Raw genomic sequence first — 20,776 nt, forward strand, 5'->3', positions numbered from 1 at the left:
CAGTGGTTGTTCGTCGTGCGGCGCTGATAGCGCTGGTAGGCACCTTGTTGGCGGTGCCGGTGCCGGCGTCGGCCGCCCCCGATCCCGGCGGCCCCGATCTGGCTCAGCCCGTCGCCGCCGACCCCGCTGTCGTGGACCCTGACCCGCCGGTCGACGACGGGAGGGTGGCGTCCACGCCGCCGGCCACGACCAAGTCACCTGACGGCTGGACGTTGACCATCTCGGCCAAGGACGAGGTGCAGATGCCGATCGCCCCGTTGACCACCGCGATCTCCTCCCGCGAATACACCGTCGGCGGCATCTTTAACGGCAAGCTCGACGGACCCAGTGGCTCGCCCAAGGGTGTGTTCGAGGTCGGCTACCAGATCGGCTGCGGCATCGACATGAGCACGTCTAACGGTGTCGCGCTGGCGGGCACCATGGGTGTCAACGCATCGCTGGGCATCATCGGCCTGGACTTCCCGAACAATGCCGCCGAGGGTCTGCTTCCCGGCATCGGCGGCAACATCGGCGGCGGTATCACCGTCGGTCTGAAGCCGGGCATCATCAATACCGTTCCGGTGACGAAAAAGGAGTACAAGGGCGACGCCCCGTGGGTGTCGATCAGCAACTTCCACGTCAAGATCGACGGCTGCGTGGGGGAGTCGTTCATCCGCTCCTACGCGACGCTGTCCAAGTCCACCGACGAAGGCGACGCGATCCTGTCCTGGTACGGAGTGACGAAAAAGATCTAGCCGCGCTGAGACCGGCGAGCGCTACGGGAAGCGCTTGATACAGCGGTCCTGATCGCCGAGCACGCCAATGCGGAACGCGTCGATACGGTTGAAGCCGGCAGGCACCGACTCACCGTTCACGTCGCTGGCCACAAGGCCGTTGGTCAGCAGACCTGACACTGCCTCGTCGATATCGCCCGCGGTGAGTGCGACGGTGTTGCCGTCGGATGTGGTGACTTCCTTGGACAGTTTGGTGGTGGCCACCCCGGTCAGGCATGCGGTGCGCAAACCGGCTTCGGCGTTGTCGAGCACCAGGCCTCCGCGTTCGTGTTGCACGGCCAGCATGTAGCGCGACACCAACACGGAGTAGGCGGTGTTGTCTCCGGTCACCAGCACGGTGTCCTGCCCCTCGGTCGAGGCGCCCATCTTCTGCAACCCGGGCAGGTCGACGGCGATGGTATCGCTGGCCGGGCAGTAGGACACCGGCGCGCTGGGGCGGGCGTCGGGGCACTTCGCCGCCGACGCGGCATCGAAGCTCAGTGTCGGCGGATTCTTCGGCGAGAAGAGGATATTCATCGCCTCGATGATCGAACGGACGGACTCCTCGCTGACCGGCAACTCGCCGGTCTGGTCCTGCTGAAGTTCGATGGGAAGATTGCCGCGGCGCTGACCGATCTCCTGGGCGTCGATGGCAGCGCAGGACGACGGACCGTCGGTGAACCCGAACTGGAAGGCCGAGATCCGTTCGAAGGCCGACCCGTGTTCGTCCCCGGTGCCGGAGTAGTCGTCCTGGCTCAATAGCGGATCCCGGAACGAGATCATCGCGGCCAGAAGGTTGTTCAGCCCGTCACCGGTGCTCAGAGTGAATCGCTTCGAGTTCCCCGCGGCTACCCAGCGCAGGTAGACGCCGGCGAAACAGTCGGCCTGCTGCTCGGCCACCAGCGTGGGGGTGCCCTTCTTGTTGAGCTTGGCCATCTTCTGGATCGCATGCCCGTATTCGTGCGCCAGGACCATCGTGATTGCCATGTCGCCGTTGGCTTCTCGCAATGCTGGCAGCAGGACGCCGCGATCCCAGCCGATGGTGTTGTCGTCCTGGCAGAACGCGGCGTTGATCAGTCCGGAAGTCGAGTCATCGCAGAAGGTGCCGTCATAGGCGTTGGAGTCCCAGGAGATCAGGTCCTTGACGGGCTTGAACTCACCGTCGAAGGTGCCGCTGTAATTGGCTTTCCAGAACTCCTCGAGATCGCTCACCGACTGCACGGCAATCTCGTCATCTTTGCCGCCGTTGGAGTCGGAGACTGTGCGGGTGGGCTTCTCGGCATCCGACCGCAGGCCGCTGGCTCCGTCCACCGCTTGCAGGCCGGCGACCTTGAACGGGTCGTCGAACACGGACACGGCCTTGCCGGAGATGGTGGTGCCGCAGCCGGCCAGCACCACGGCGCTGCCCGCGATGGCGAGCAGGCGTGCGAGGTGTCGTCGGTGCATGAGGGCCACCCTCTCCGAGGCGTCAGGCCGGCGTGCGTGCGAACTTGTCACGATAGCGCCGTGGTACCGGCCGGACCCGGGATAACTCACGGATCCACGGTGCCGCGTAGCCGCTGAAGTGCTTGTTTGACGCGTGCGGGGTCGGTGGTCGCCCAGAACGGAGGTAGCGACGCACGGAGATAGCTGCCGTAACGTGCGGTGGCCATTCGCGAGTCCAGCACGGCGACGACGCCGCGGTCATCCGCGCGGCGCAGCAGCCGCCCGGCTCCCTGGGCCAGCAGCAGCGCGGCGTGGGCGGCAGCGACCGTCATGAACCCGTTGCCGCCGCGGGCCGCGACCGCCCGCTGTCGCGCGGTCAGCAGCGGGTCGTCGGGGCGGGGGAACGGGATGCGATCGATGAGCACCAGCGACAGCGACGGGCCCGGCACGTCGACGCCCTGCCACAGCGACAGGGTGCCGAACAGCGACGTCTCGGGGTCGGCAGCGAAACGTTCGACCAGTGCCGCGGTGCCGTCGTCGCCCTGACAGAGGATCGGGGTGTCGATCCGTGCGCGCAATGCCTCGGCAGCCGCCTTGGCGGCGCGCATCGACGAGAACAACCCGAGGGTGCGGCCGCCGGCCGCCTCGATCAGGGCGGCGATCTCGTCGAGTTGTTCCGGGTTGCCGGCGCTGTCCCGGCCCGGCGGCGGCAGGTGTGCGGCGACGTAGAGAATGCCGGCCTTGGCGTGCTCGAAGGGGGAGCCGACGTCGAGGCCTTTCCACTTAGGGCCGTCGCCGAGCCCCCACGCGCCCGCCATCGCGTCGAACGATCCGCCCACGGTCAGGGTCGCTGATGTCAAAACTGTTGTCGCGCTGTCGAACAGCCGGGTTCGCAGCAGCCCGGCCACCGACAGCGGCGCCACCCTGAGGACTGGACGAATCGTGCCTGCACTCGGCCCCCGGTTCGCTCCGCTCCTGCCCGCCGATCCGTCCTCGTGGTCTAGCCACACCACTTCCGTGCGGTCCGGGATGGCCGGCACGAACGAGTCCAACGCCCGCGACGCCGTATCGCCGATCTCGGTCAGCGCGGCGATCGCCTCGCTGCGTGCCGCGGCGGCCTTGGGGTCCTTCGGCGACGGATCGATGTCGCCGCGGGCAGCGGTGGCCGCATCCCGCAGCGCGGTCAGATACGTGGCCAGCTCGTCGTCGAGGTAATCCAGCCGGCCGGGCTGTGCGTCGTGGATCGCGGAGGAGAACGTCGCCACCGCCGCTTCCATCCGTTGGGCCAGCTGGGGGCTGACCAGCCGGGCGATCCGCCGGGTGGCCACACCGAGCGGGGTTGGCGTCAGCTCGCCGGTGGCCACCGACGTCACCCGGTCCACGAGTTCGTGGGCCTCGTCGACGACGAGGTACTGGTGCTCAGGCAGCACGGACGCGTCGGCGATGGCGTCGATGGCCAGCAGCGCGTGGTTGGTGACGATGATCTCCGCGCGGCCGGCTTCGCCGCGCGCGCGCTCCGAGAAGCAGTCGGTGCCGTACGGGCAGCGCGCCATGCCGAGGCATTCTCGCGCTGACACGCTGACCTGTGACCACGACCGGTCTGGCACACCCGGGGTCAGCTCGTCACGGTCGCCGGTCTCGGTGGACGACGCCCACGCCGTCAACCGGGCGACGTCGCGTCCCAGCGCGGTGGCCGCGACCGGCTCGAACAACTCCTCCTGCGGAGCCTCGGCGTTCTCCTCGCCGCCGCCGTTGTGAATCTTGTTCAAGCACAGATAGTTTCGGCGCCCTTTTAGCAGGGCAAACTTGGGCCGCCGGGGCAGCACGGCGGCCAGGGCGTCGACCAGCCGCGGGAGGTCGCGGTCGACGAGTTGGCGTTGCAGGGCGATCGTCGCGGTGGACACCACGACGGGGGTTTCCTCGGCGACCGCCCGGGCGATCGCCGGGATGAGGTAGGCCAGCGACTTGCCGGTGCCGGTGCCGGCCTGCACGGCCAGATGTTCGCCGCCCTCGAACGCACGGGCCACCGCCTCGGCCATCTGCACCTGACCCGGCCGTTCCGCGCCGCCCAAAGCGGCCACCGCCGTCGCCAGCAAGTCGGTCACCGGCGGCAATTCGTCTGAGCTCACCGCGGTCGCACCGCCACCTGCCGGGTCGGGATCGCCGGTTCGCCCTGCGACAGCGCCAAGCCCTCCCACGGCAGGCTGCGCAGACCGTCGGCCACCAAGGCGCGGGCTGCGGCCAGGTCGGGTCCGGCGACCGGTTGCCCGGCGCGCATCAGCGGCACGGTCAGCGGCCGGGCGGGTTCGGTCACCTCGGGGCGTGCGGTCACCGGATAGATCACCTCCTCGGTGACGATGCCCGTCGCGCGGGACAGCCGCAGCGCGGCTTTACGGCCGCCGTGGGATTCCTTGCGGCTGCTGCGCTTTTCCACCGGTATGCCATCGACCTCGACCAGCTTGTAGACCATGCTGGCGGTTGGGGCGCCCGAGCCGGTCGCCACCGATGTGCCGACGCCGTAGGTGTTGACGGGATCGGCCCGTAGCGCCGCGATCGAGAACTCGTCGAGATCGCCCGATACGACGATCTGGGTGCCGGTCGCGCCCAGCTCGTCGAGCTGAGCCCGAACCCGTCGAGCGAGCACGCCGAGGTCGCCGGAGTCGATGCGGACCGCGCCGAGTTCGGTCCCGGCGACGGCGATCGCGTTGGCCACGCCGGTCGTCACGTCGTAAGTGTCCACCAGCAGCGTCGTCCCGACGCCCAGCGCGTCGACCTGGGCGCGGAACGCCGCCTTCTCGTCCGGCCCGTCGGCGCCTGCGTGCACCATCGTGAACGCGTGCGCGCTGGTCCCCATCGCGGGTATGCCGTAGCGACGGTTGGCTTCGAGGTTCGACGTCCCGGTGAAACCGGCGATGTAGGCCGCGCGGGCCGCCGACACCGCCGCTTGTTCGTGGGTGCGCCGCGAACCCATCTCGATCAGTGTCCGGCCGGCAGCCGCGCTGACCATCCGGGCAGCAGCCGAAGCGATCGCGGTGTCGTGATTGAAGATCGACAGTGCCAGCGTCTCCAGCAATACACATTCGGCGAATGTGCCGGTAACCGACAAAACGGGGGAGCCGGGGAAGTACAGCTCGCCTTCGGCGTAGCCGTCGATATCGCCGGTGAAACGGAAGTCGCGAAGGTAGTCCAGCGTGGCGGCGTCGAGGAACGACGCCAGCGATTCCAGCGCCTCGTCGTCGAAGACGAACTCGCCCAAGGCTTCCAGGAATCGGCCCGTTCCGGCCACCACGCCGTAGCGGCGGCCGTCGGGCAGTCGACGGGCAAACGCCTCGAAGGTGGTCGTGCGTTCGGCCGAGCCGTCGCGCAGCGCGGCGGCCAGCATCGTCAGCTCGTATTTGTCCGTCAGCAGGGCGGCGGTCACAGCGCAACCGTATCGGCCGCCCCACGGGCTGGATAGCCAAAGGACCGGCTCGCTATCCTTGTCCCCATGGGCTCGCAAGCAGCTCCGACCCGACCGGACGCCAGCGGACAGGAACGCACTGATTCACTCGGTGCTCTGGACAACCCCTGGGTCACGATCGTCTGGGACGACCCCGTCAATCTGATGAACTACGTGACCTACGTGTTCCAGAAGCTCTTCGGCTACAGCGAACCGCACGCAACCAAGCTCATGCTGCAGGTTCATCAGGAGGGCAAGGCGGTGGTATCGGCAGGTAGCCGGGAGTCCATGGAGGTAGACGTGTCCAAACTGCATGCCGCCGGTTTGTGGGCGACCATGCAGCAGGACCGCTGAGCGCGTGCGGAAATGGAAGCGGGTCGACACCGCTGAGGGGCCTCGGTTCCGTTCGGCGTTGGCCCCGCACGAAGCGGCCTTGCTGAAGAACATGGTTTCCTCGGTGCAGGACATGCTCGACGAGCGGGAAGCCTCGACACCGTCGGATCCGCTGGAGCAGATCACCGGTATCCGCGCCGGGAACCCGCAGCCGCCCGAGGACACCACGATGCGCCGGCTGCTGCCCGACTTCTTCAAACCGCAGCGTGAACACCCAGCCGGCTCGGCCGCCGCCGAAAGTCTCAACGGCGCCCTGCGCAGCCTGCACGAGCCCACCATTATCGACGCTAAAAAGGCTGCGGCACAGCGTGTTCTGGACACGGTGCCCGACGGTGGCGGCCGGTTCGAAATCACCGAGGACGACGCCAACGCCTGGATCTCTGCGATCAATGACGTTCGGCTGGCCCTGGGCGCCATGCTCGAGATCGGACCGGAGGGTCCCGACCGGCTGCCTGTCGACCACCCGCTGGCCGGGCACCTCGATGTGTACCAGTGGCTGACGGTGCTGCAGGAGTATCTGGTGCTCGGGCTGATGGGCAAGCCCATCCGATGACGGGTTCGATCACCGATGTCGCGGGCATCCTGGTCGGTCATCACGGGCGCCTCGACGCCGATGCGACCCTCGGCTCGGGCTGGGCGTGCGGCACCACCGTGATCGTCGCGCCGCCGGGAACGGTGGGAGCGGTCGACGTTCGCGGCGGTGCGCCCGGCAGTCGTGAAACCGACCTGCTCGACCCGTCCAACAGCGTCCGGCACGTCGATGCGGTGGTGCTGACCGGGGGCAGTGCGTACGGGCTGGCCGCCGCCGACGGCGTCATGACGTGGCTCGAGCAACAGGGCCGCGGCGTGGCGATGGAGGGCGGTGTTGTCCCGATAGTTCCGGCCGCGGTGATTTTTGACCTTCCGGTCGGCGGCTGGGGGTGCAGGCCGACCGCCGAATTCGGCTACGTGGCGGCTCAGTCCGCGGGTGTCGACGTGGCGGTCGGCACCGTCGGCGCAGGCATCGGTGCGCGCGCCGCCGTGCTCAAGGGTGGTGTCGGCACCGCGTCGATGACGCTTGACTCCGGGATAACCGTCGGGGCGATCGTCATCGTCAACAGCGCCGGAAACGTCGTCGACCCGGCCACCGGGCTGCCATGGATGAACCATCTGATCAACGAATTCGGGCTGGTCAATCCGCCCGCTGAGCAGATCGCCGCGCTCACCGCCCTGGACGCCGAATCCGGCCCGCTGAACACCACGATCGCGGTGGTCGCGACCGACGCCGCGCTCTCGCCGGCCGCTTGCCGGCGTTTCGCGGTGGCCGCCCAGGACGGTTTGGCGCACACCATCCGGCCGGCGCACACCCCGCTGGACGGCGACACGGTCTTCGCGTTGGCCACCGGCGCCATCGAGCTCGAACCGGCGCCGGACACCCCGGCGCAGATGCTGCCGGAGACCAAGCCGCTCGCGAAGCTCGGCGCGGCCGGAGCAGACTGTTTGGCGCGTGCGGTGGTGGTCGCCGTGCTGGCCGCCGAGTCGGCGGCCGGAATACCGACCTACCGCGACATGTTGCCCGGTGCATTCGACGCATCGGCCCACTGAGCTCGACCACAGGAGGACTCCCCGCCGTGTTGGTGATCCGTGCCGACTTGGTCGACGCCATGGTCGCCCACGCCCGTGCCGACCACCCCGACGAAGCGTGCGGTGTGCTGGCCGGGCCGGAGGGATCCGACCGTCCCGAGCGGCATATCGCGATGATCAACGCCGAGCGCTCGCCGACGTTCTACCGGTTCGATTCCGGCGAGCACCTCAAGGTGTGGCGGGCCCTGGAAGATCTGGGCGAGGCTCCGGTCGTCATCTACCACTCGCACACCGCGACCGAGGCCTACCCCAGCCGCACCGACATCTCGTATGCCTCCGAGCCCGATGCGCACTACGTCGTGGTGTCGACCCGGGATCCCGCCGAGCACGAACTGCGGAGCTATCGGATTCTCGAGGGTGTGGTCACCGAAGAACCTGTCACCATCGTTGAGCAGTACTAGAGCAGAAGAAGGAGCCACCCATGTCTGTTGAGGTGTCGATTCCGACCATCCTGCGCAGCCACACCGGCGGCGAAAAGCGCGTGACCGCCGACGGCGCGACACTAGAGGCCGTGATCGCCGACCTGGAGGCCAACTACTCCGGGATCTCAGAGCGGTTGGTGGACAACGGAAAGCTGAACCGGTTCGTCAACATCTACGTCAACGACGAGGACGTCCGCTTCTCCGGCGGCCTGGCCACCGAGATCGGTGATGGCGACTCGGTCACGATCCTGCCCGCCGTGGCCGGCGGCTGAGCTGGACGCGCATTGACTCGCTACGGCTCGTTGATCCAGGCGGTCGGCGACACCCCGCTGGTCGGGTTGCCGCGGCTGTCGCCGCGCTGGGACGACACCGACGACGGTCCACACGTGCGGCTGTGGGCCAAACTCGAGGACCGCAATCCCACCGGATCCATCAAAGATCGCCCTGCGCTGCGGATGATCGAGCAGGCCGAGCGCGACGGCCTGCTCACGCCGGGGACAACGATCCTCGAACCTACGAGCGGCAACACCGGCATCTCGCTGGCGATGGCCGCACTGGTGAAGGGCTACCGGCTGATCTGCGTGATGCCGGAGAACACGTCCGTCGAGCGCAGGCAGATCCTCGAGTTGTACGGCGCCCAGATCATCTACTCACCCGCCGAGGGTGGCTCCAACACCGCGGTCGCCCGGGCCAAGGAGCTGGCCGCCGAACACCCCGATTGGGTGATGCTCTACCAGTACGGCAATCCGGCCAACGCCGCCGCCCACTACTACGGCACCGGGCCGGAGCTGCTCAAAGACCTACCCGAGATCACGCATTTCGTCGGCGGACTCGGTACCACCGGCACGCTGATGGGAACCGGCCGGTTCCTGCGCGAGCACGTCCCCGGCATCGCGATCGTCGCCGCCGAGCCGCGCTACGGCGAGGGTGTCTACGCCCTGCGCAATATCGACGAGGGCTTCATTCCTGAGCTCTACGACCCCGAGGTACTGACCAGCCGGTTCTCGGTCGGCTCGATCGATGCACTGCGGCGCACCCGGGAGCTCATCCAGGTCGAGGGCATCTTCGCGGGCATCTCGACCGGGGCGATCCTGCACGCCGCACTCGGGGTCGCGGCGAAGGCGGTGAAGGCCGGTCAGCGCGCTGACGTCGCGTTCACGGTGTGTGACGCGGGGTGGAAGTATCTGTCGACCGGCGCCTACGCCGGTAGCCTGGACGAAGCCGAGGAGGCTTTGGAAGGCCAGCTCTGGGCGTGACAGCGAACGCGGAGGACGGATGAACCAGCCGTTGGGCTACTCACCGACCCCGCCGCAGCCCAAGAAGCCCGCGGCCTGGAAGGTCGGCGGCGCCACCATCTTGTCGTTCGTCGCTCTGCTCTACCTCATCGAGCTCATCGACCAGCTGTCCGGTCACTCGCTGGATCGCAACGGCATCCGGCCGTTGGAATCCGACGGCCTGTGGGGCATCATCTTCGCGCCGCTGCTGCATGCCAGCTGGCAGCACCTGGCCGCCAACACGCTGCCGGCCCTGGTGCTCGGCTTCCTGGTGACGTTGACCGGCATGGCGCGGTTCGTCTGGGCCACCGCGATCATCTGGATCGTCGGCGGCTTCGGCACCTGGCTGATCGGGGATGTCGGCGGCTGCCCGCTGCCGACCAACCACATCGGGGCCTCCGGGCTGATCTTCGGCTGGCTGACCTTCCTGCTGGTGTTCGGCTTCTTCACCCGGCACGTCTGGCAGATCGTGACCGGCCTCGTCGTGCTGCTCGTCTACGGCGGTGTTCTGTGGGGGGCGGTGCCCGAGCTGAACCGCTGTGGCGGTGTGTCCTGGCAGGGGCACCTGTGTGGGGGGATCGCCGGGGTACTGGCGGCCTATTGGCTGTCCGGCCCGGAACGCAAAGCCAGGGAACGCAAGAAGACCGGCCAACTTCCCGGCCTCACCTCATGAGCGACCGTTTCGCGCCGGTCGGCATCTTCGACTCCGGCGTGGGCGGGCTCACGGTGGCCCGGTCGATCATCGACCAGCTGCCCGACGAGGACGTCATCTACGTCGGTGACACCGGCAACGGACCGTACGGCCCGCTGACCATCCCCGAGGTCCGCGCGCATGCCCTCGCCATCGGCGACGACCTCGTCGAGCGCGGAGTGAAGGCCCTCGTCATCGCCTGTAACACCGCGTCGTCGGCGTGCCTGCGCGATGCCCGTGAACGGTACGACGTGCCCGTTGTCGAGGTGATCCTGCCGGCGGTGCGACGCGCCGTGGCGACTACCCGGACGGGGCGGATCGGCGTGATCGGGACGCAGGCGACCGTCGCCTCGGGTGCCTACCAAGATGCGTTCGCCGCGGCCCGCGACGTCGACATCACTGCGGTGGCGTGTCCGCGGTTCGTCGACTTCGTCGAGCGCGGCGTCACCAGCGGCCGGCAGGTGCTCAATCTGGCCGAGGGCTATCTCGAGCCGCTGCAGCGCGCGCAGGTCGACACCCTGGTTCTGGGCTGCACGCATTACCCGTTGTTGTCCGGTCTGATTCAGCTGGCCATGGGAGATTCGGTCACCCTGGTATCCAGCGCCGAGGAGACCGCCAAAGACTTGCTGAAAGTGCTGACCGAGAACGATTTGCTGCGCCCGCACGAGGCTCCGCCGGTGACGCGGGTGTTCGAGGCGACGGGCGATCCGGAGGCTTTCACAGCCCTGGCGTCTCGCTTCCTGGGGCCGGCGATCACTGGTGTACACCCTGTTCAGCGTCACGTCGGCGCGGCGAAGTGATTCTCACATCCAAACCCGTCATGTTTTCCTCTTGCGGCAATCGGGCATGGCAAGCTAGTGGCTGTGCGAATCACCATCCTTGGTTGCTCCGGCAGCGTTGTCGGGCCTGATTCGCCGGCGTCCGGTTATCTGTTGACGGCACCCGATACGCCGCCGCTCGTTCTCGATTTCGGCGGCGGGGTACTCGGCGCATTGCAGCGCTACGCCGACCCCAACGAGGTCCACGTCCTGCTGTCGCATTTGCATGCCGACCACTGTCTGGATCTGCCCGGCTTGTTCGTCTGGCGTCGCTATCATCCGAGCCCGGCTAAAGGCCGCGGAGTCATGTACGGGCCCAGTGACACCTGGAGCCGGCTGGCCGCGGCGTCTTCGCCGCTGGGCGGCGAGCTCGATGACTTCTCCGACATCTTCGAAATCCATCACTGGCAGGACAACCAGCCGGTGCAGTTCGGCGCGCTGCAGGTGCTGCCGCGACTGGTGACGCATCCGACCGAGTCGTTCGGCATGCGGATCACCGACCCGTCGGGCGCCACCCTGGTCTACAGCGGCGACACGGGTGTTTGCGAGTCGCTCGTCGAACTGGCCAGCGGCGCGGACGTTTTCCTGTGTGAAGCGTCCTGGACCCACGCGCCGGACCGCCCGCCGCACCTACATCTGTCCGGCACCGAGGCCGGGCGGATCGCCAAGCGCGCCGGCGTCGGCGAACTGTTGCTGACCCACATCCCGCCCTGGACCTCACGCGAGGACGTGATCAGCGAGGCCAAGGCGGAGTTCGACGGCCCGGTCCACGCGGTCGTATGCGGAGAGACGATCGACGTCAGTCGGCACTGACTCCGATAGGGTTCATTCGTGTCCCGACGACAAGACGGCAGGCTCGACGACGAGCTGCGGCCGGTCACCATCACCCGCGGCTTCACCTCCAACCCGGCTGGCTCGGTCCTGATCGCCTTCGGCGAGACCCGGGTGATGTGCACAGCCAGCGTCACCGAAGGCGTGCCGCGCTGGCGCAAGGGCTCGGGGCAGGGCTGGCTCACCGCCGAGTACGCGATGCTGCCCGGATCCACCCATACCCGGTCGGACCGCGAATCGGTGAAGGGCCGCCTCGGCGGGCGCACCCAGGAGATCAGCCGGCTGGTCGGGCGTTCCCTGCGGGCCTGCATCGATCTGGCCGCACTCGGCGAGAACACCATCGCCATCGACTGCGACGTGCTGCAGGCCGACGGCGGCACCCGCACCGCCGCGATCACCGGCGCCTACGTGGCGCTGTCCGATGCCGTCACGTATCTGGCGGCGGCCGGCAAGCTGTCCGACCCGCGGCCGCTGTCGTGTGCGATCGCGGCGGTCAGCGTCGGCGTCGTAGACGGCCGGGTGCGCGTCGACCTTCCCTACGAAGAAGATTCGCGCGCCGAGGTCGATATGAACGTCGTCGCCACCGACACCGGGACGCTGGTCGAGGTCCAGGGCACCGGGGAAGGGGCGACGTTCCCGCGCTCGACGCTGGACAAGATGCTCGACGCCGCCCTCGGCGCCTGCGAGACGCTGTTCACCGTGCAGCGCGCAGCGTTGGAGCTGCCCTATCCCGGCGTGCTCCCGGAAGGTGCGCCCTCGAAGAAGGCCTTCGGGTCCTGACTCGGTTACTCGTCGCCAGCCGCAACGCCAAGAAGCTGGCCGAACTCCGCCGGGTTCTCGACGCCGCAGGCGTGTCCGGGCTGACCCTGGTGTCGCTCGACGATGTGCCGCCGTTCGAGGAGGCCCCCGAAACCGGCGCCACCTTCGAGGCGAACGCGGTGGCCAAGGCGCGCGACGGTTATGCCGCCACTGGACTGCCGACCGTCGCCGACGACTCGGGGCTCGCGGTCGCCGCGCTCAACGGGATGCCGGGTGTGCTGTCGGCGCGCTGGGCCGGCGTGCACGGTGACGATGCCGCTAACAACGCGCTCCTGCTGGCCCAACTCCGGGACGTGCCCGACGAGCGGCGTTCGGCGTCGTTCGTGTCGGCCTGCGCCCTGGTTTACGGGCCCGGCGACGCCGACGGAGCCGTCGTGCGCGGCGAGTGGTCCGGCGCGATCGCCCGCGAGCCGCGCGGCGACGGCGGGTTCGGCTACGACCCGCTCTTCGTCCCGCACGGGGAGACCCGCAGCGCGGCGCAGCTCAGTCCCGAGGAGAAAGACCGGGCTTCGCATCGCGGCCGCGCGCTGTCCGCGCTGATTCCAGCGCTGCGTGCGCTGGTCAGCTGAGTATCTGCCGTGTTTTTCTAGCGCATCTAACTGTGTCATGATGCTCGGGTGGGTCGTCATTCGGTCCGGGCGGCGCACCCCGGTGTCCTGATCGCTGTCTTGGCAGCCGCCGGAATCAGTGTGTCGCTCATGCAGACCTTGATGATCCCGCTGATTCCCGAACTTCCGCTGCTGCTGCACACCAGCCCGTCGAATGCGTCGTGGGCGATCACGGTGACGCTGCTGACCGCCGCGGTGACGACTCCGGTGTTCGGCCGGCTCGGCGACATCTATGGGCCCAAGCCGATGCTCATGGTCTGCGCGGCGACACTGACGGTCGGGTCGTTGATCGCGGCGATGACCAGCTCGCTGCTGCCGTTCATCATCGGCCGCGGCCTGCAGGGTCTGGGCATCCCGATCATCCCGCTGGCGATCAGCGTGCTGCGAGCCTCGATACCGGCCGACCGGGTCGGCTCTGCGATGGGGTTGATCAGTTCGTCACTGGGGGTCGGTGGCGCGCTGGGTCTGCCGCTGTCGGCGGTGGTCGCCCAAAAGACTGACTGGCACGCATTGTTTTGGGGCGCAAGCGTTCTCGGCATCATGGCCATGCTGTTGTTCTATTTCCTGGTGCCCAACATTCCGGCCACTTCGGCCGATCGGTTCGACCCGCTGGGTTTCGTATTGCTGACTACCGGGTTGGTGACGCTGCTTCTGCCGATCACGAAGGGTTCGACGTGGGGGTGGACGAGTTCGACGACGCTGTCGATGTTCGTCGTCTCCGTCGTGGTGTTCGCAGTCTTCGCTCGTTGGCAGTTTCGGACGGCGGCGCCGATGGTTGATCTGCGGACGACCCTGCGCCGGCCCGTCCTGACCACCAACATTGCGGCCATCTTGGTGTGCTTTTCGATGTTCGCGCTTTCCTTGGTCGCTCCGCAGGTGCTCGAGCTGCCCAAGGGAACTGGATACGGGTTGGGACAGTCGATGTTGCAGGCGGGGCTGTGGATGGCGCCCGGTGGGCTGGCGATGATGGTCGCGTCACCACTGGCGGCACGCATAGCCGGCCGCCGCGGCGCCAAGTTCACGTTGGTCTGCGGTGCCGCGATCATTGCGGCCGCCTACCTGGGCGCGGTGTGGTTGCTCGGCAGTCCGGCGGCGGTGATGGTGGTGAACATCGCCATCAGCCTTGGCGTGGGATTTGCGTACTCGTCATTGCCCGCGCTCATCAACGCCTGGGTGCCCATCTCGGAGACCGCGGCAGCCAATGGAATCAATGCTCTCGCCAGGTCGTTGGGGACTTCGATAGCGAGCGCGGTGATCGGCGTGGTGCTCGCGACGATGACGATCACCTACGCCGGACACGTGATGCCATCGCTGCACGGTCTGCGGATCGCCCTGCTCATCGCCGCCGGTGTCGCGGCGCTGGCTGCGGTGATCGCGCTGACGCTGCCGGCTCCCGCCAAGGCGACGGTCCCGGAGTGGTCTGCCGAAGAACTCGAGCTCGAGGCCGATCCGGTCTAGAGGTTGAACCGGGTTTTGAGTTCCCGGGTCTGTACCTGCTCGACGATGATGCCCAGCAGCGGGATGGTGCCGGCCAACAGCACCCCGATGGTCTTGGCGATCGGCCAGCGCACCTTCACCGCGAGGTTGGCGGTGAACAGCAGATAGACGAAGTAGACCCAGCCGTGCACCACGCCGATCCAGGTGGGCGGGTCCTCGACCTTCACGACGTAGCGCAGCACGATCTCGTAGCACAGCGCGATGAGCCAGAGCCCGGTAGTCCAGGCCAGGACCCGGTAGCCGAGAAGGGCTTTGCGGATCGTCTCGTTCGGGACGCCCGTTGGGGCTTCGGGCGACTCGGGTGCGCTCATGCGGTGGTCCTGTTCTGATCTTCTTGGGCCTTGTCGGCGGCGGCTAGTTCGGCGAGGTAGGCGTTGTACTCGCGCAGTGCAGGGTCGAGGTCATCGGAAGTGGCTGGCGCCGTTCGCCGTTCGGGCAACAGTCCGGCGGGGACCTCGGTGAGGGACTCCGCTGTCGACGGCGGCTCGGGCGAGGCTTCCTCGTAGCGGATGAACTTGCGGTACGCGTACACGCAGAACCCCGCGAACATCGGCCATTGCAGGGCGTAGCCGAGGTTCTGGAAGGTGCCTGACGTCGACTCGAATCTGTTCCATTGCCACCAGCCCAGAGCAAGGCAGCCGCAGGCGGCGATGATCACTCCGATGATCAGCGCGAACCGGCGTCGGCGCGTCGTGGACACACAACAACGGTACCGTGCCAGCGGTTATAGGTTCACGCGCGCGTGACGCTCAGCACTTCGGGCCGATGAAGTTGTCGAGTCTCGCGGTAGCCGCCTTGCGGTAGATCGAGACGACGTACTTCGTCGAACCTGGTCCACGGAATGCCCAGCTGATCGAGCGTGCCGGTGAAGAGGCCGAGGATGTCCTCTCCAGTGATTCGTGAAGTGGTAGCGGATGCTCTTCACGCCGCGGTCGTTGGCGACAACGCGGCACCCGTCGCTGTGTATCAGTCCGCGGATGAAGTCCTCGGGTGCTTGCTCGACGAGTTGCTCTTGCCACGGCTCCAATGTGATCGGCCGGCGGTGCTTGAGGCCGGGTCCGTGCTGAGGGAAGAGACATGGCCAGTGTTTGGAGTAGAGGTACACATCCGCGCACGTGCCGCTCGGCCTCGTCCACACGCCGGCCCGTTGTCCCGGCATCAGGGTGTCGATCACTCTGCGACAACCATTGATGATTCCGGGATACTGCGTATCGCAAGTAATCCTGAGCATCCAAGCGCGTCCGGCATTCGAGATGAAGCCATCTCCGAGATACAGACCCAGCAGATAGCAGTAATCACTGGCCGGCAGATTGTCGAAGTCGTGGGCGCCAGCACAGACACCCGACTGCTGTTTGCGATCCCACCTGGGAGATCGGGTACGCCAAACGTGCACTGTGCGCCGGGGAATCCCGGTCTGTCTCGAGATCGCGCAATCGTTCAAACCAGCGGCGATGAGGCCGCGTACGATCTCGAATTCCTTGGCTGAGCGCACGTTGCGTCCTGTCTTGGTGCCCCAGAACGAACGTATGAGCCGCCACCGACAAGAAAGCCGTGCAGCCGACGCTAGAATCGTCCCGACCGCGGGCGTGATGAAATTGGCAAACATGCCGGCTTTAGGTGCCGGTGCTCGGAAGAGCTTGGGGGTTCGAGTCCCCCCGCCCGCACCATGTCATGAGTCGGGTCATCGGTTACAGATGAGTCGCGTCATGGGTTACAGATTCCCCGGCCTTTGGCCGGGGTTTTTGTGTTTGTTGGGCCAGTAATTTTTGTTGGGATTGATCTCGTGGCTGGCTAGGTCGTGGTGGCGGGTTTTGCTGATCACGGTGACGGTGCTGGTGGTGACCAGGATCAGTACGGGTGTCTGGGCGTGCGCGCGTCCGATGCCGAGGTGGTGCAGGCGGCTGCCGTGTCGCAGGGTGAGTTTGCCGAAGGCGTCGACGATGTCATGACGGATGCGGAAGGCGTCGACGGGTAGGACGCAGGGTGATGCGAGCGATTTCGTCGAGACGACGGTCAATACGCACCACAACTACACCGCCAAGGAGAAGCATGGCGGCAAGGATGTGTGACTGACCCGTACGGGTGCGATCGACCGCTCACGAGGGCCGGCTCGCCATCATTCCTGGTTCGATGGGCACGCGTTCGTACATCGTGCGGGGCAAGGGCAACCCGAAGGGATTGTGCTCGGCACCGCATGGCGCTGGCGACGGTTCTCCCGGGTCGAGGCACGACGGCGTTTCACGGCCGGCGACCTGGCCGCGCGCATGCAGGGTATCGAGTACCGGCACGGCGACGAGTGGGTCGACGAGATCCCCGACGCCTACAAGGACATCGACGCTGTGAAGGCCGATGCTGCGGACCTGGTGGAGGTCGTGCACGAGCTGAGGCAGGTGCTCAACGTCAAGGGCACCTAGTGGCGGACTCTCCATGGTGCGGTACGCCCGCATCATGGAGACCTGTCACATGCCGGGGCTAGCGTCGGACCATGGCACTCAAGACCGAGAACATCACGTTCGACACCACCGATCCCGAAGGACTCGCCGCGTGGTGGGCCCGCGCGCTCGATAGTGACGTAACGCCCATCGCCCCACCTTTCTTCGTCGTCGTCAGCCGTACCGAAGGGCCGGGGCTGGCCTTCCAACAGGTCGAGGATCCGACGCCGGGCAAGAACAAGGTGCATCTCGACTTTTCCACCGATGACGTCGAGGCCGAAGTCGCGCGGCTCGTCGAGCTCGGAGCCACCGAGACCGGTCGCAACAGCTTCGGTGACTTCGGGTGGGTGGTGCTCGCCGACCCCGAGGGGAATGCCTTCTGCGTCGCGCCACGCACGTAACCTGGTAGTTTCTACCCAGATTTATTGGCGCGGGCTAGGCCGCGCCGTCACCGGGCTGCCCCGCCTTCGCTGACGGGGCAGCCCGGCGTTCTTGTGGGTCGATGTCGTTCAATATCGCTGTGATTTAACAGCATTGGTGCGGCGCTCACCAGGTGTTCTATCGAGCGATTTCCGTTGGCCCATTGACACGACGACCTCCCGGTGTAACGATCAGCTCGTTAAATCGAAAATGGCGTTTTCAAAATCTCGACGCCGAGTTGCTGGATCGAAGGAGGGCGCCGTGGCCGCCGAACCGGACCAGCCAGCGTGGAAGAACCCACTGTCCTGGCTGCCGCACGCCATTGCCGAGGCGGCCTTGTCCGGCACGGGCAACGATGTCGAACTGCCGGCAGCGTGGGCCCATCTGCAAGAGCGGCTCGAAGCCGCCGCGCAGCTGGTGATGTCAGATCCGGTGAACAAGAACAACATTGACTTCGCCGCCGGCATGCGGCACCTGATGATCCTGCTGACCGTCGGTATCGATATGGCGTTGCGCGTCGATCCCGATCCGGTGCTCGCTGTCCAACGCGCCAGCATGGACGACATCGTCACATGGGGCCTGGAATGCCCCGACTGCGTCTACCTGAACTCCAGCCTGCGTGCGGGGGAGACCTACCGCCTGTACGGATCCCGGGGCACCGCCCGCTACGTGGGCATCCAAGCCATGGACGGCATCGCCGCGACCGCCAACTACCTGGTCGACGATCTCGACGTGAATCCGGACGGCACCTTCGAGGCCGTCCTGTCCGGGGACGAACACGAGGGCAACTGGATCAAACTCATCGGTGAGCATCCGACGCTGACGGTGCGCAACTTCCTCTACGACTGGGACACCGAAGAACCCGCCTCACTGCGCATCGAACGAATCAGCCCGAAGGTGGATGTCGAGAACGCCGCCGTGGAGCCGACGACGTTCGTGTCCCGTCAGATTTTCGCCCTGGGCGACTTCATCTACGACAACTTGAAGTTCTTCCTCGATTTCGGCGCGATGCCGCCCAGCAACGGCTTCCTTGAGCCGGCCGACATGAGCTCTATGGGTGCGGCGGCCGAAAACCGGCCTGTCATAGGACGGTTCGCGCTCGAACCGGGGCAGGCGCTGATCGTCGAGTTCGAGCCGCCCACGGGCGTGTACTGGGGCATCTCGCTGGGCAACCCCTGGTTGGAGACCATCCACTACGGGCGGCATCAGTCCAGCCTCAACGGCCACCAGGCAGTCGTCGACCCCGACGGGATCGCCCGCTTCGTGCTGTCCGCAGACGACCCCGGAGTGGCCAACTGGCTGGACACCGCAGGCCACAGCAACGGGGCCATCCTGCTGCGCTGCGTCCGCACCGAGACCGCACCTGTGCCTGCGACTCGTGTGGTGGCCGCCAATGAAGTGCTTGCGGAGCTGCCCGCCGGCACCACGATGACCACCCAAGCCGAACGTGCCGACGTCATCGCGCGCCGGCGTCGCGCCGTCCACGAAAGGTTCTCTCGATGAGTTTTTCCGCCGATGAACTCGAAGCCGGTGCCCGCGCTGCCACCGGTCTGTCGGATTTTGGTTCGCCCTACTACCGCGAGGGCCTCGAACGCACCGTCGACGGCCTCAACACCGAAGCTGAGCTCAACGACCTCGGGCGGGTGATGCAGCATGCGACGATCAGCAACGCGCTGATCCAACGGCTGCGGATCATCGACACCGTCAAGCAGAATCCGGAGATCGCCGACGAGGTCGTCGACGGACCCATCGTGGTCCTCGGTCTGCCCCGCACCGGGACAACTGCTCTGGGCCAACTGGTTTCGGCCGACCCGCAGTTCCGGTTCCTGCGCACCTGGGAGTCTCAAGCGCCGACCCCGCCACCCGAGGCGGCCACCCAGCGCACCGATCCCCGGATCGCGCAGGCGGCCGAGGGCATCGGGATGATCGAGCAGATGTTCCCCGACTTCAAGGCCATCATCAACTCCGAAGCCGAAGCAGCCACCGAATGCCAGGACCTCATGGGGATGAGCTTCCGGACCTTCCATTTCGATGGTGTGGTTCGGGTGCCCGGCTACGTCGAGTGGCTGCTGGACTGCGACATGCGTGAGACGTACGCCTTCCACAAACAGGCGCTCAAACTGCTGCAGTGGCATTGCAAGCCGAACCTCTGGCTGCTGCGCACACCGGTGCACATGTTCGCGCTCGACGCCTTCGTCGAAACGTATCCAGGTGCCAAATTCCTGTGGAGCCATCGGGATCCGGCCAAGGTGCTCGGATCGGTCTGCAGTCTCATCGCGTACGTCCGAAGCTGGAGTAGCGACTACAAGAACAACGCTGAACTGGGCGCCGAACAATTGGCGTGGTGGTCCGAAGGCATCAAGCGGGCCATGGACTTCCGGACGAAGTTCGGTGACGACCGCTTCGTCGACGTGTCGTTCGCCGATCTCCAAAGCGATCCGGTAGGCACGGTGGCCAACAGCTACCGCGAGCTCGGCCTGGAATTCTCGGCCGAGTCGCGTGCCCGGGTTCAGCACTGGGCCGATGGTCACCAGCCGGGACAGCGTGGAACCCACAGCTACGACCTCGCCGACTACGGCCTGACACCCGATCAGGTGCACGAGGTGTTCAGCGACTATCTAGGTGCCTACGACGCCTCGGCGTAGCGGCACCGTGGTAATTACTGGACATGCAACCGACAACCACGGCTGGGCGCAAGAAGCTTGACCCCGACCCGCGCGTCCGCATCGCGATCCTCTCTGCCGCATCGAAGTTGGTGCGCGAAGAGGGCGTTGGAGCACTGAGTATCGCCGGCGTGCTGCGGCGCGCCCACCTGAGCACACGAGCGTTCTACCGTCACTTCGACTCCAAGGATCAGCTGGTGACCGCGGTGTTCGTCGAGATGGCTCGTGTCGAGAAGCTGCGGTTGCGCAATCGGATGGACGCCTACGACGACCCGGTCCGTGCGGTGGCCGAGTGGATCGACGGTCGGCTGGATCTGGCCTTCAACGAACAGATTCGCTCGGATCTGCGCACGATGTCTCTTGAAGCCCAGTCGCAGATGTTCGCCGAACCCGGACTCGTCGGCCCCGCCTACACCGAGATCCTGCTGCCGCTCCGCGAGCAGCTCGAGCGCGGCAGTGAGAGCGGCGCTTTCCCCGACATCGATCCTGACGCCGAGGCGCTGTGCATTCAGGGCACGGTATGGGCGAATGTCGAACGGCACTGGGCCACCGGGGATTGCGAGCTGACCGGTCTGCGTGAGCGCGTCTTGCGGTTCTGCCTGCGCGGGCTGGGGGTGGCGCCGCAGGCCATCGCGGACGTACTACGGGATTTTGATCAAACCTGACGAA

The 20,776-nt window shown here is 66.7% G+C and carries 23 protein-coding genes, 1 tRNA gene and 1 pseudogene; 19 read left to right on the plus strand and 6 right to left on the minus strand.

Annotated elements, in window-relative coordinates; genetic code table 11:
• The first annotated feature begins 2 nt into the window (after positions 1-2).
• Positions 3-734: an MspA family porin gene (locus CG716_RS20915; protein WP_094483038.1), complete on the plus strand. Its 732-nt coding sequence runs from the start codon at positions 3-5 to the stop codon at positions 732-734.
• A 21-nt stretch (positions 735-755) separates the two neighbouring features.
• Here the strand turns inward: CG716_RS20915 and CG716_RS20920 are convergent, their stop codons facing one another.
• From CG716_RS20920 to CG716_RS20930, 3 genes are all read right to left on the minus strand, one after another.
• Positions 756-2,198 (minus strand): neutral zinc metallopeptidase, encoded by a 1,443-nt coding sequence (locus CG716_RS20920; RefSeq protein WP_094483138.1) that lies wholly within the window; start codon positions 2,196-2,198, stop codon positions 756-758.
• A gap of 86 nt (positions 2,199-2,284) precedes the next feature.
• Positions 2,285-4,282, minus strand: a complete 1,998-nt coding sequence (locus CG716_RS20925; RefSeq protein WP_094483139.1) for an ATP-dependent DNA helicase — start codon at positions 4,280-4,282, stop codon at positions 2,285-2,287.
• A gap of 20 nt (positions 4,283-4,302) precedes the next feature.
• Positions 4,303-5,559: a nicotinate phosphoribosyltransferase gene (locus tag CG716_RS20930; protein ID WP_234817940.1), complete on the minus strand. Its 1,257-nt coding sequence runs from the start codon at positions 5,557-5,559 to the stop codon at positions 4,303-4,305.
• 105 nt (positions 5,560-5,664) lie between these two features.
• Between CG716_RS20930 and clpS the strand changes: the two genes are divergently transcribed.
• Genes clpS through CG716_RS20990 form a run of 12 tightly spaced genes read left to right on the plus strand, consistent with a single transcriptional unit; the run spans position 5,665 to position 14,553 of the window.
• On the plus strand, positions 5,665-5,970 hold the full coding sequence (clpS, locus tag CG716_RS20935) for an ATP-dependent Clp protease adapter ClpS (RefSeq protein ID WP_094483040.1): 306 nt from the start codon (positions 5,665-5,667) through the stop codon (positions 5,968-5,970).
• A gap of 4 nt (positions 5,971-5,974) precedes the next feature.
• Entirely contained in the window at positions 5,975-6,562 is a 588-nt protein-coding gene (aosR, locus tag CG716_RS20940; RefSeq protein WP_094483041.1) for an oxidative stress transcriptional regulator AosR, read from the plus strand.
• Positions 6,559-7,593, plus strand: coding sequence for a P1 family peptidase (locus CG716_RS20945; protein ID WP_094483042.1), 1,035 nt, complete (start codon positions 6,559-6,561; stop codon positions 7,591-7,593). Before aosR ends, CG716_RS20945 begins: the two co-directional genes overlap by 4 nt.
• Before the next feature lie 26 nt (positions 7,594-7,619).
• Positions 7,620-8,033, plus strand: a complete 414-nt coding sequence (locus tag CG716_RS20950) for a M67 family metallopeptidase (RefSeq protein WP_094483043.1) — start codon at positions 7,620-7,622, stop codon at positions 8,031-8,033.
• A gap of 20 nt (positions 8,034-8,053) precedes the next feature.
• Positions 8,054-8,326: a MoaD/ThiS family protein gene (locus tag CG716_RS20955; RefSeq protein WP_094483044.1), complete on the plus strand. Its 273-nt coding sequence runs from the start codon at positions 8,054-8,056 to the stop codon at positions 8,324-8,326.
• Between the two features lie 12 nt (positions 8,327-8,338).
• A complete protein-coding gene (locus CG716_RS20960) occupies positions 8,339-9,310 on the plus strand; it encodes a PLP-dependent cysteine synthase family protein (RefSeq protein ID WP_094483045.1) in 972 nt (323 codons plus the stop codon).
• 19 nt (positions 9,311-9,329) lie between these two features.
• Positions 9,330-10,001, plus strand: coding sequence for a rhomboid family intramembrane serine protease (locus CG716_RS20965; RefSeq protein ID WP_094483046.1), 672 nt, complete (start codon positions 9,330-9,332; stop codon positions 9,999-10,001).
• The gene (murI, locus tag CG716_RS20970; protein ID WP_094483047.1) at positions 9,998-10,819 is read left to right on the plus strand and encodes a glutamate racemase; all 822 of its coding nucleotides are present in this window, start codon (positions 9,998-10,000) and stop codon (positions 10,817-10,819) included. Before CG716_RS20965 ends, murI begins: the two co-directional genes overlap by 4 nt.
• Positions 10,820-10,876: 57 nt before the next feature.
• Positions 10,877-11,650, plus strand: coding sequence for a cyclic nucleotide-degrading phosphodiesterase (locus tag CG716_RS20975; RefSeq protein WP_094483048.1), 774 nt, complete (start codon positions 10,877-10,879; stop codon positions 11,648-11,650).
• An 18-nt stretch (positions 11,651-11,668) separates the two neighbouring features.
• Entirely contained in the window at positions 11,669-12,448 is a 780-nt protein-coding gene (rph, locus tag CG716_RS20980; protein ID WP_094483049.1) for a ribonuclease PH, read from the plus strand.
• A complete protein-coding gene (gene rdgB / locus CG716_RS20985) occupies positions 12,445-13,056 on the plus strand; it encodes an RdgB/HAM1 family non-canonical purine NTP pyrophosphatase (RefSeq protein ID WP_094483140.1) in 612 nt (203 codons plus the stop codon). The genes rph and rdgB overlap by 4 nt, the downstream gene beginning before the upstream one ends.
• Before the next feature lie 48 nt (positions 13,057-13,104).
• A complete protein-coding gene (locus CG716_RS20990) occupies positions 13,105-14,553 on the plus strand; it encodes an MFS transporter (protein WP_094483050.1) in 1,449 nt (482 codons plus the stop codon).
• Here the strand turns inward: CG716_RS20990 and CG716_RS20995 are convergent.
• Both CG716_RS20995 and CG716_RS21000 read right to left on the minus strand, forming a co-directional pair.
• Positions 14,550-14,903 (minus strand): DUF3817 domain-containing protein, encoded by a 354-nt coding sequence (locus CG716_RS20995; protein WP_094483051.1) that lies wholly within the window; start codon positions 14,901-14,903, stop codon positions 14,550-14,552. The genes CG716_RS20990 and CG716_RS20995 overlap by 4 nt on opposite strands.
• A complete protein-coding gene (locus tag CG716_RS21000) occupies positions 14,900-15,292 on the minus strand; it encodes a hypothetical protein (protein ID WP_094483052.1) in 393 nt (130 codons plus the stop codon). The genes CG716_RS20995 and CG716_RS21000 overlap by 4 nt, the downstream gene beginning before the upstream one ends.
• Positions 15,293-16,172: 880 nt before the next feature.
• On the opposite strand from CG716_RS21000, the gene CG716_RS21010 reads away from it, so the two are divergent.
• Positions 16,173-16,259, plus strand: a tRNA-Leu gene (locus CG716_RS21010).
• A gap of 44 nt (positions 16,260-16,303) precedes the next feature.
• On the opposite strand, the gene CG716_RS21015 is transcribed toward CG716_RS21010, so the two are convergent.
• Complete coding sequence (locus CG716_RS21015) at positions 16,304-16,609, minus strand: hypothetical protein (protein ID WP_207760732.1); 306 nt, start codon at positions 16,607-16,609, stop codon at positions 16,304-16,306.
• On the opposite strand from CG716_RS21015, the pseudogene CG716_RS21020 reads away from it, so the two are divergent.
• The 5 genes and pseudogenes from CG716_RS21020 to CG716_RS21040 all read left to right on the plus strand — a co-directional run.
• Positions 16,605-17,006: pseudogene (locus tag CG716_RS21020) on the plus strand (RtcB family protein); the annotation flags it as partial. The gene CG716_RS21015 and the pseudogene CG716_RS21020 sit on opposite strands and share 5 nt — an antisense overlap.
• 71 nt (positions 17,007-17,077) lie before the next feature.
• Positions 17,078-17,425, plus strand: coding sequence for a VOC family protein (locus CG716_RS21025; RefSeq protein ID WP_094483053.1), 348 nt, complete (start codon positions 17,078-17,080; stop codon positions 17,423-17,425).
• A 319-nt stretch (positions 17,426-17,744) separates the two neighbouring features.
• On the plus strand, positions 17,745-18,947 hold the full coding sequence (locus CG716_RS21030; protein ID WP_094483141.1) for a DUF1214 domain-containing protein: 1,203 nt from the start codon (positions 17,745-17,747) through the stop codon (positions 18,945-18,947).
• On the plus strand, positions 18,944-20,089 hold the full coding sequence (locus CG716_RS21035; protein ID WP_094483054.1) for a sulfotransferase family protein: 1,146 nt from the start codon (positions 18,944-18,946) through the stop codon (positions 20,087-20,089). The genes CG716_RS21030 and CG716_RS21035 overlap by 4 nt, the downstream gene beginning before the upstream one ends.
• 23 nt (positions 20,090-20,112) lie before the next feature.
• On the plus strand, positions 20,113-20,772 hold the full coding sequence (locus CG716_RS21040) for a TetR/AcrR family transcriptional regulator (RefSeq protein ID WP_094483055.1): 660 nt from the start codon (positions 20,113-20,115) through the stop codon (positions 20,770-20,772).
• Positions 20,773-20,776 lie beyond the last annotated feature (4 nt).

The organism is Mycolicibacterium sphagni (genome assembly GCF_002250655.1).
GTDB classification, from domain to species: Bacteria; Actinomycetota; Actinomycetes; order Mycobacteriales; family Mycobacteriaceae; genus Mycobacterium; species Mycobacterium sphagni.

Excerpts from the sequence above, each read along its gene's own strand:
- CG716_RS20920 (WP_094483138.1), bottom strand. The coding sequence starts at position 2,198 with ATGCACCGACGACACCTCGCACGCCTGCTCGCCATCGCGGGCAGCGCC.
- CG716_RS20930 (WP_234817940.1), bottom strand. The coding sequence starts at position 5,559 with ATGCTGGCCGCCGCGCTGCGCGACGGCTCGGCCGAACGCACGACCACC.
- clpS (WP_094483040.1), top strand. The coding sequence starts at position 5,665 with ATGGGCTCGCAAGCAGCTCCGACCCGACCGGACGCCAGCGGACAGGAA.
- CG716_RS20945 (WP_094483042.1), top strand. The coding sequence starts at position 6,559 with ATGACGGGTTCGATCACCGATGTCGCGGGCATCCTGGTCGGTCATCAC.
- CG716_RS20955 (WP_094483044.1), top strand. The coding sequence starts at position 8,054 with ATGTCTGTTGAGGTGTCGATTCCGACCATCCTGCGCAGCCACACCGGC.
- CG716_RS20965 (WP_094483046.1), top strand. The coding sequence starts at position 9,330 with ATGAACCAGCCGTTGGGCTACTCACCGACCCCGCCGCAGCCCAAGAAG.
- murI (WP_094483047.1), top strand. The coding sequence starts at position 9,998 with ATGAGCGACCGTTTCGCGCCGGTCGGCATCTTCGACTCCGGCGTGGGC.
- CG716_RS20995 (WP_094483051.1), bottom strand. The coding sequence starts at position 14,903 with ATGAGCGCACCCGAGTCGCCCGAAGCCCCAACGGGCGTCCCGAACGAG.
- CG716_RS21025 (WP_094483053.1), top strand. The coding sequence starts at position 17,078 with ATGGCACTCAAGACCGAGAACATCACGTTCGACACCACCGATCCCGAA.
- CG716_RS21035 (WP_094483054.1), top strand. The coding sequence starts at position 18,944 with ATGAGTTTTTCCGCCGATGAACTCGAAGCCGGTGCCCGCGCTGCCACC.
- CG716_RS21040 (WP_094483055.1), top strand. The coding sequence starts at position 20,113 with ATGCAACCGACAACCACGGCTGGGCGCAAGAAGCTTGACCCCGACCCG.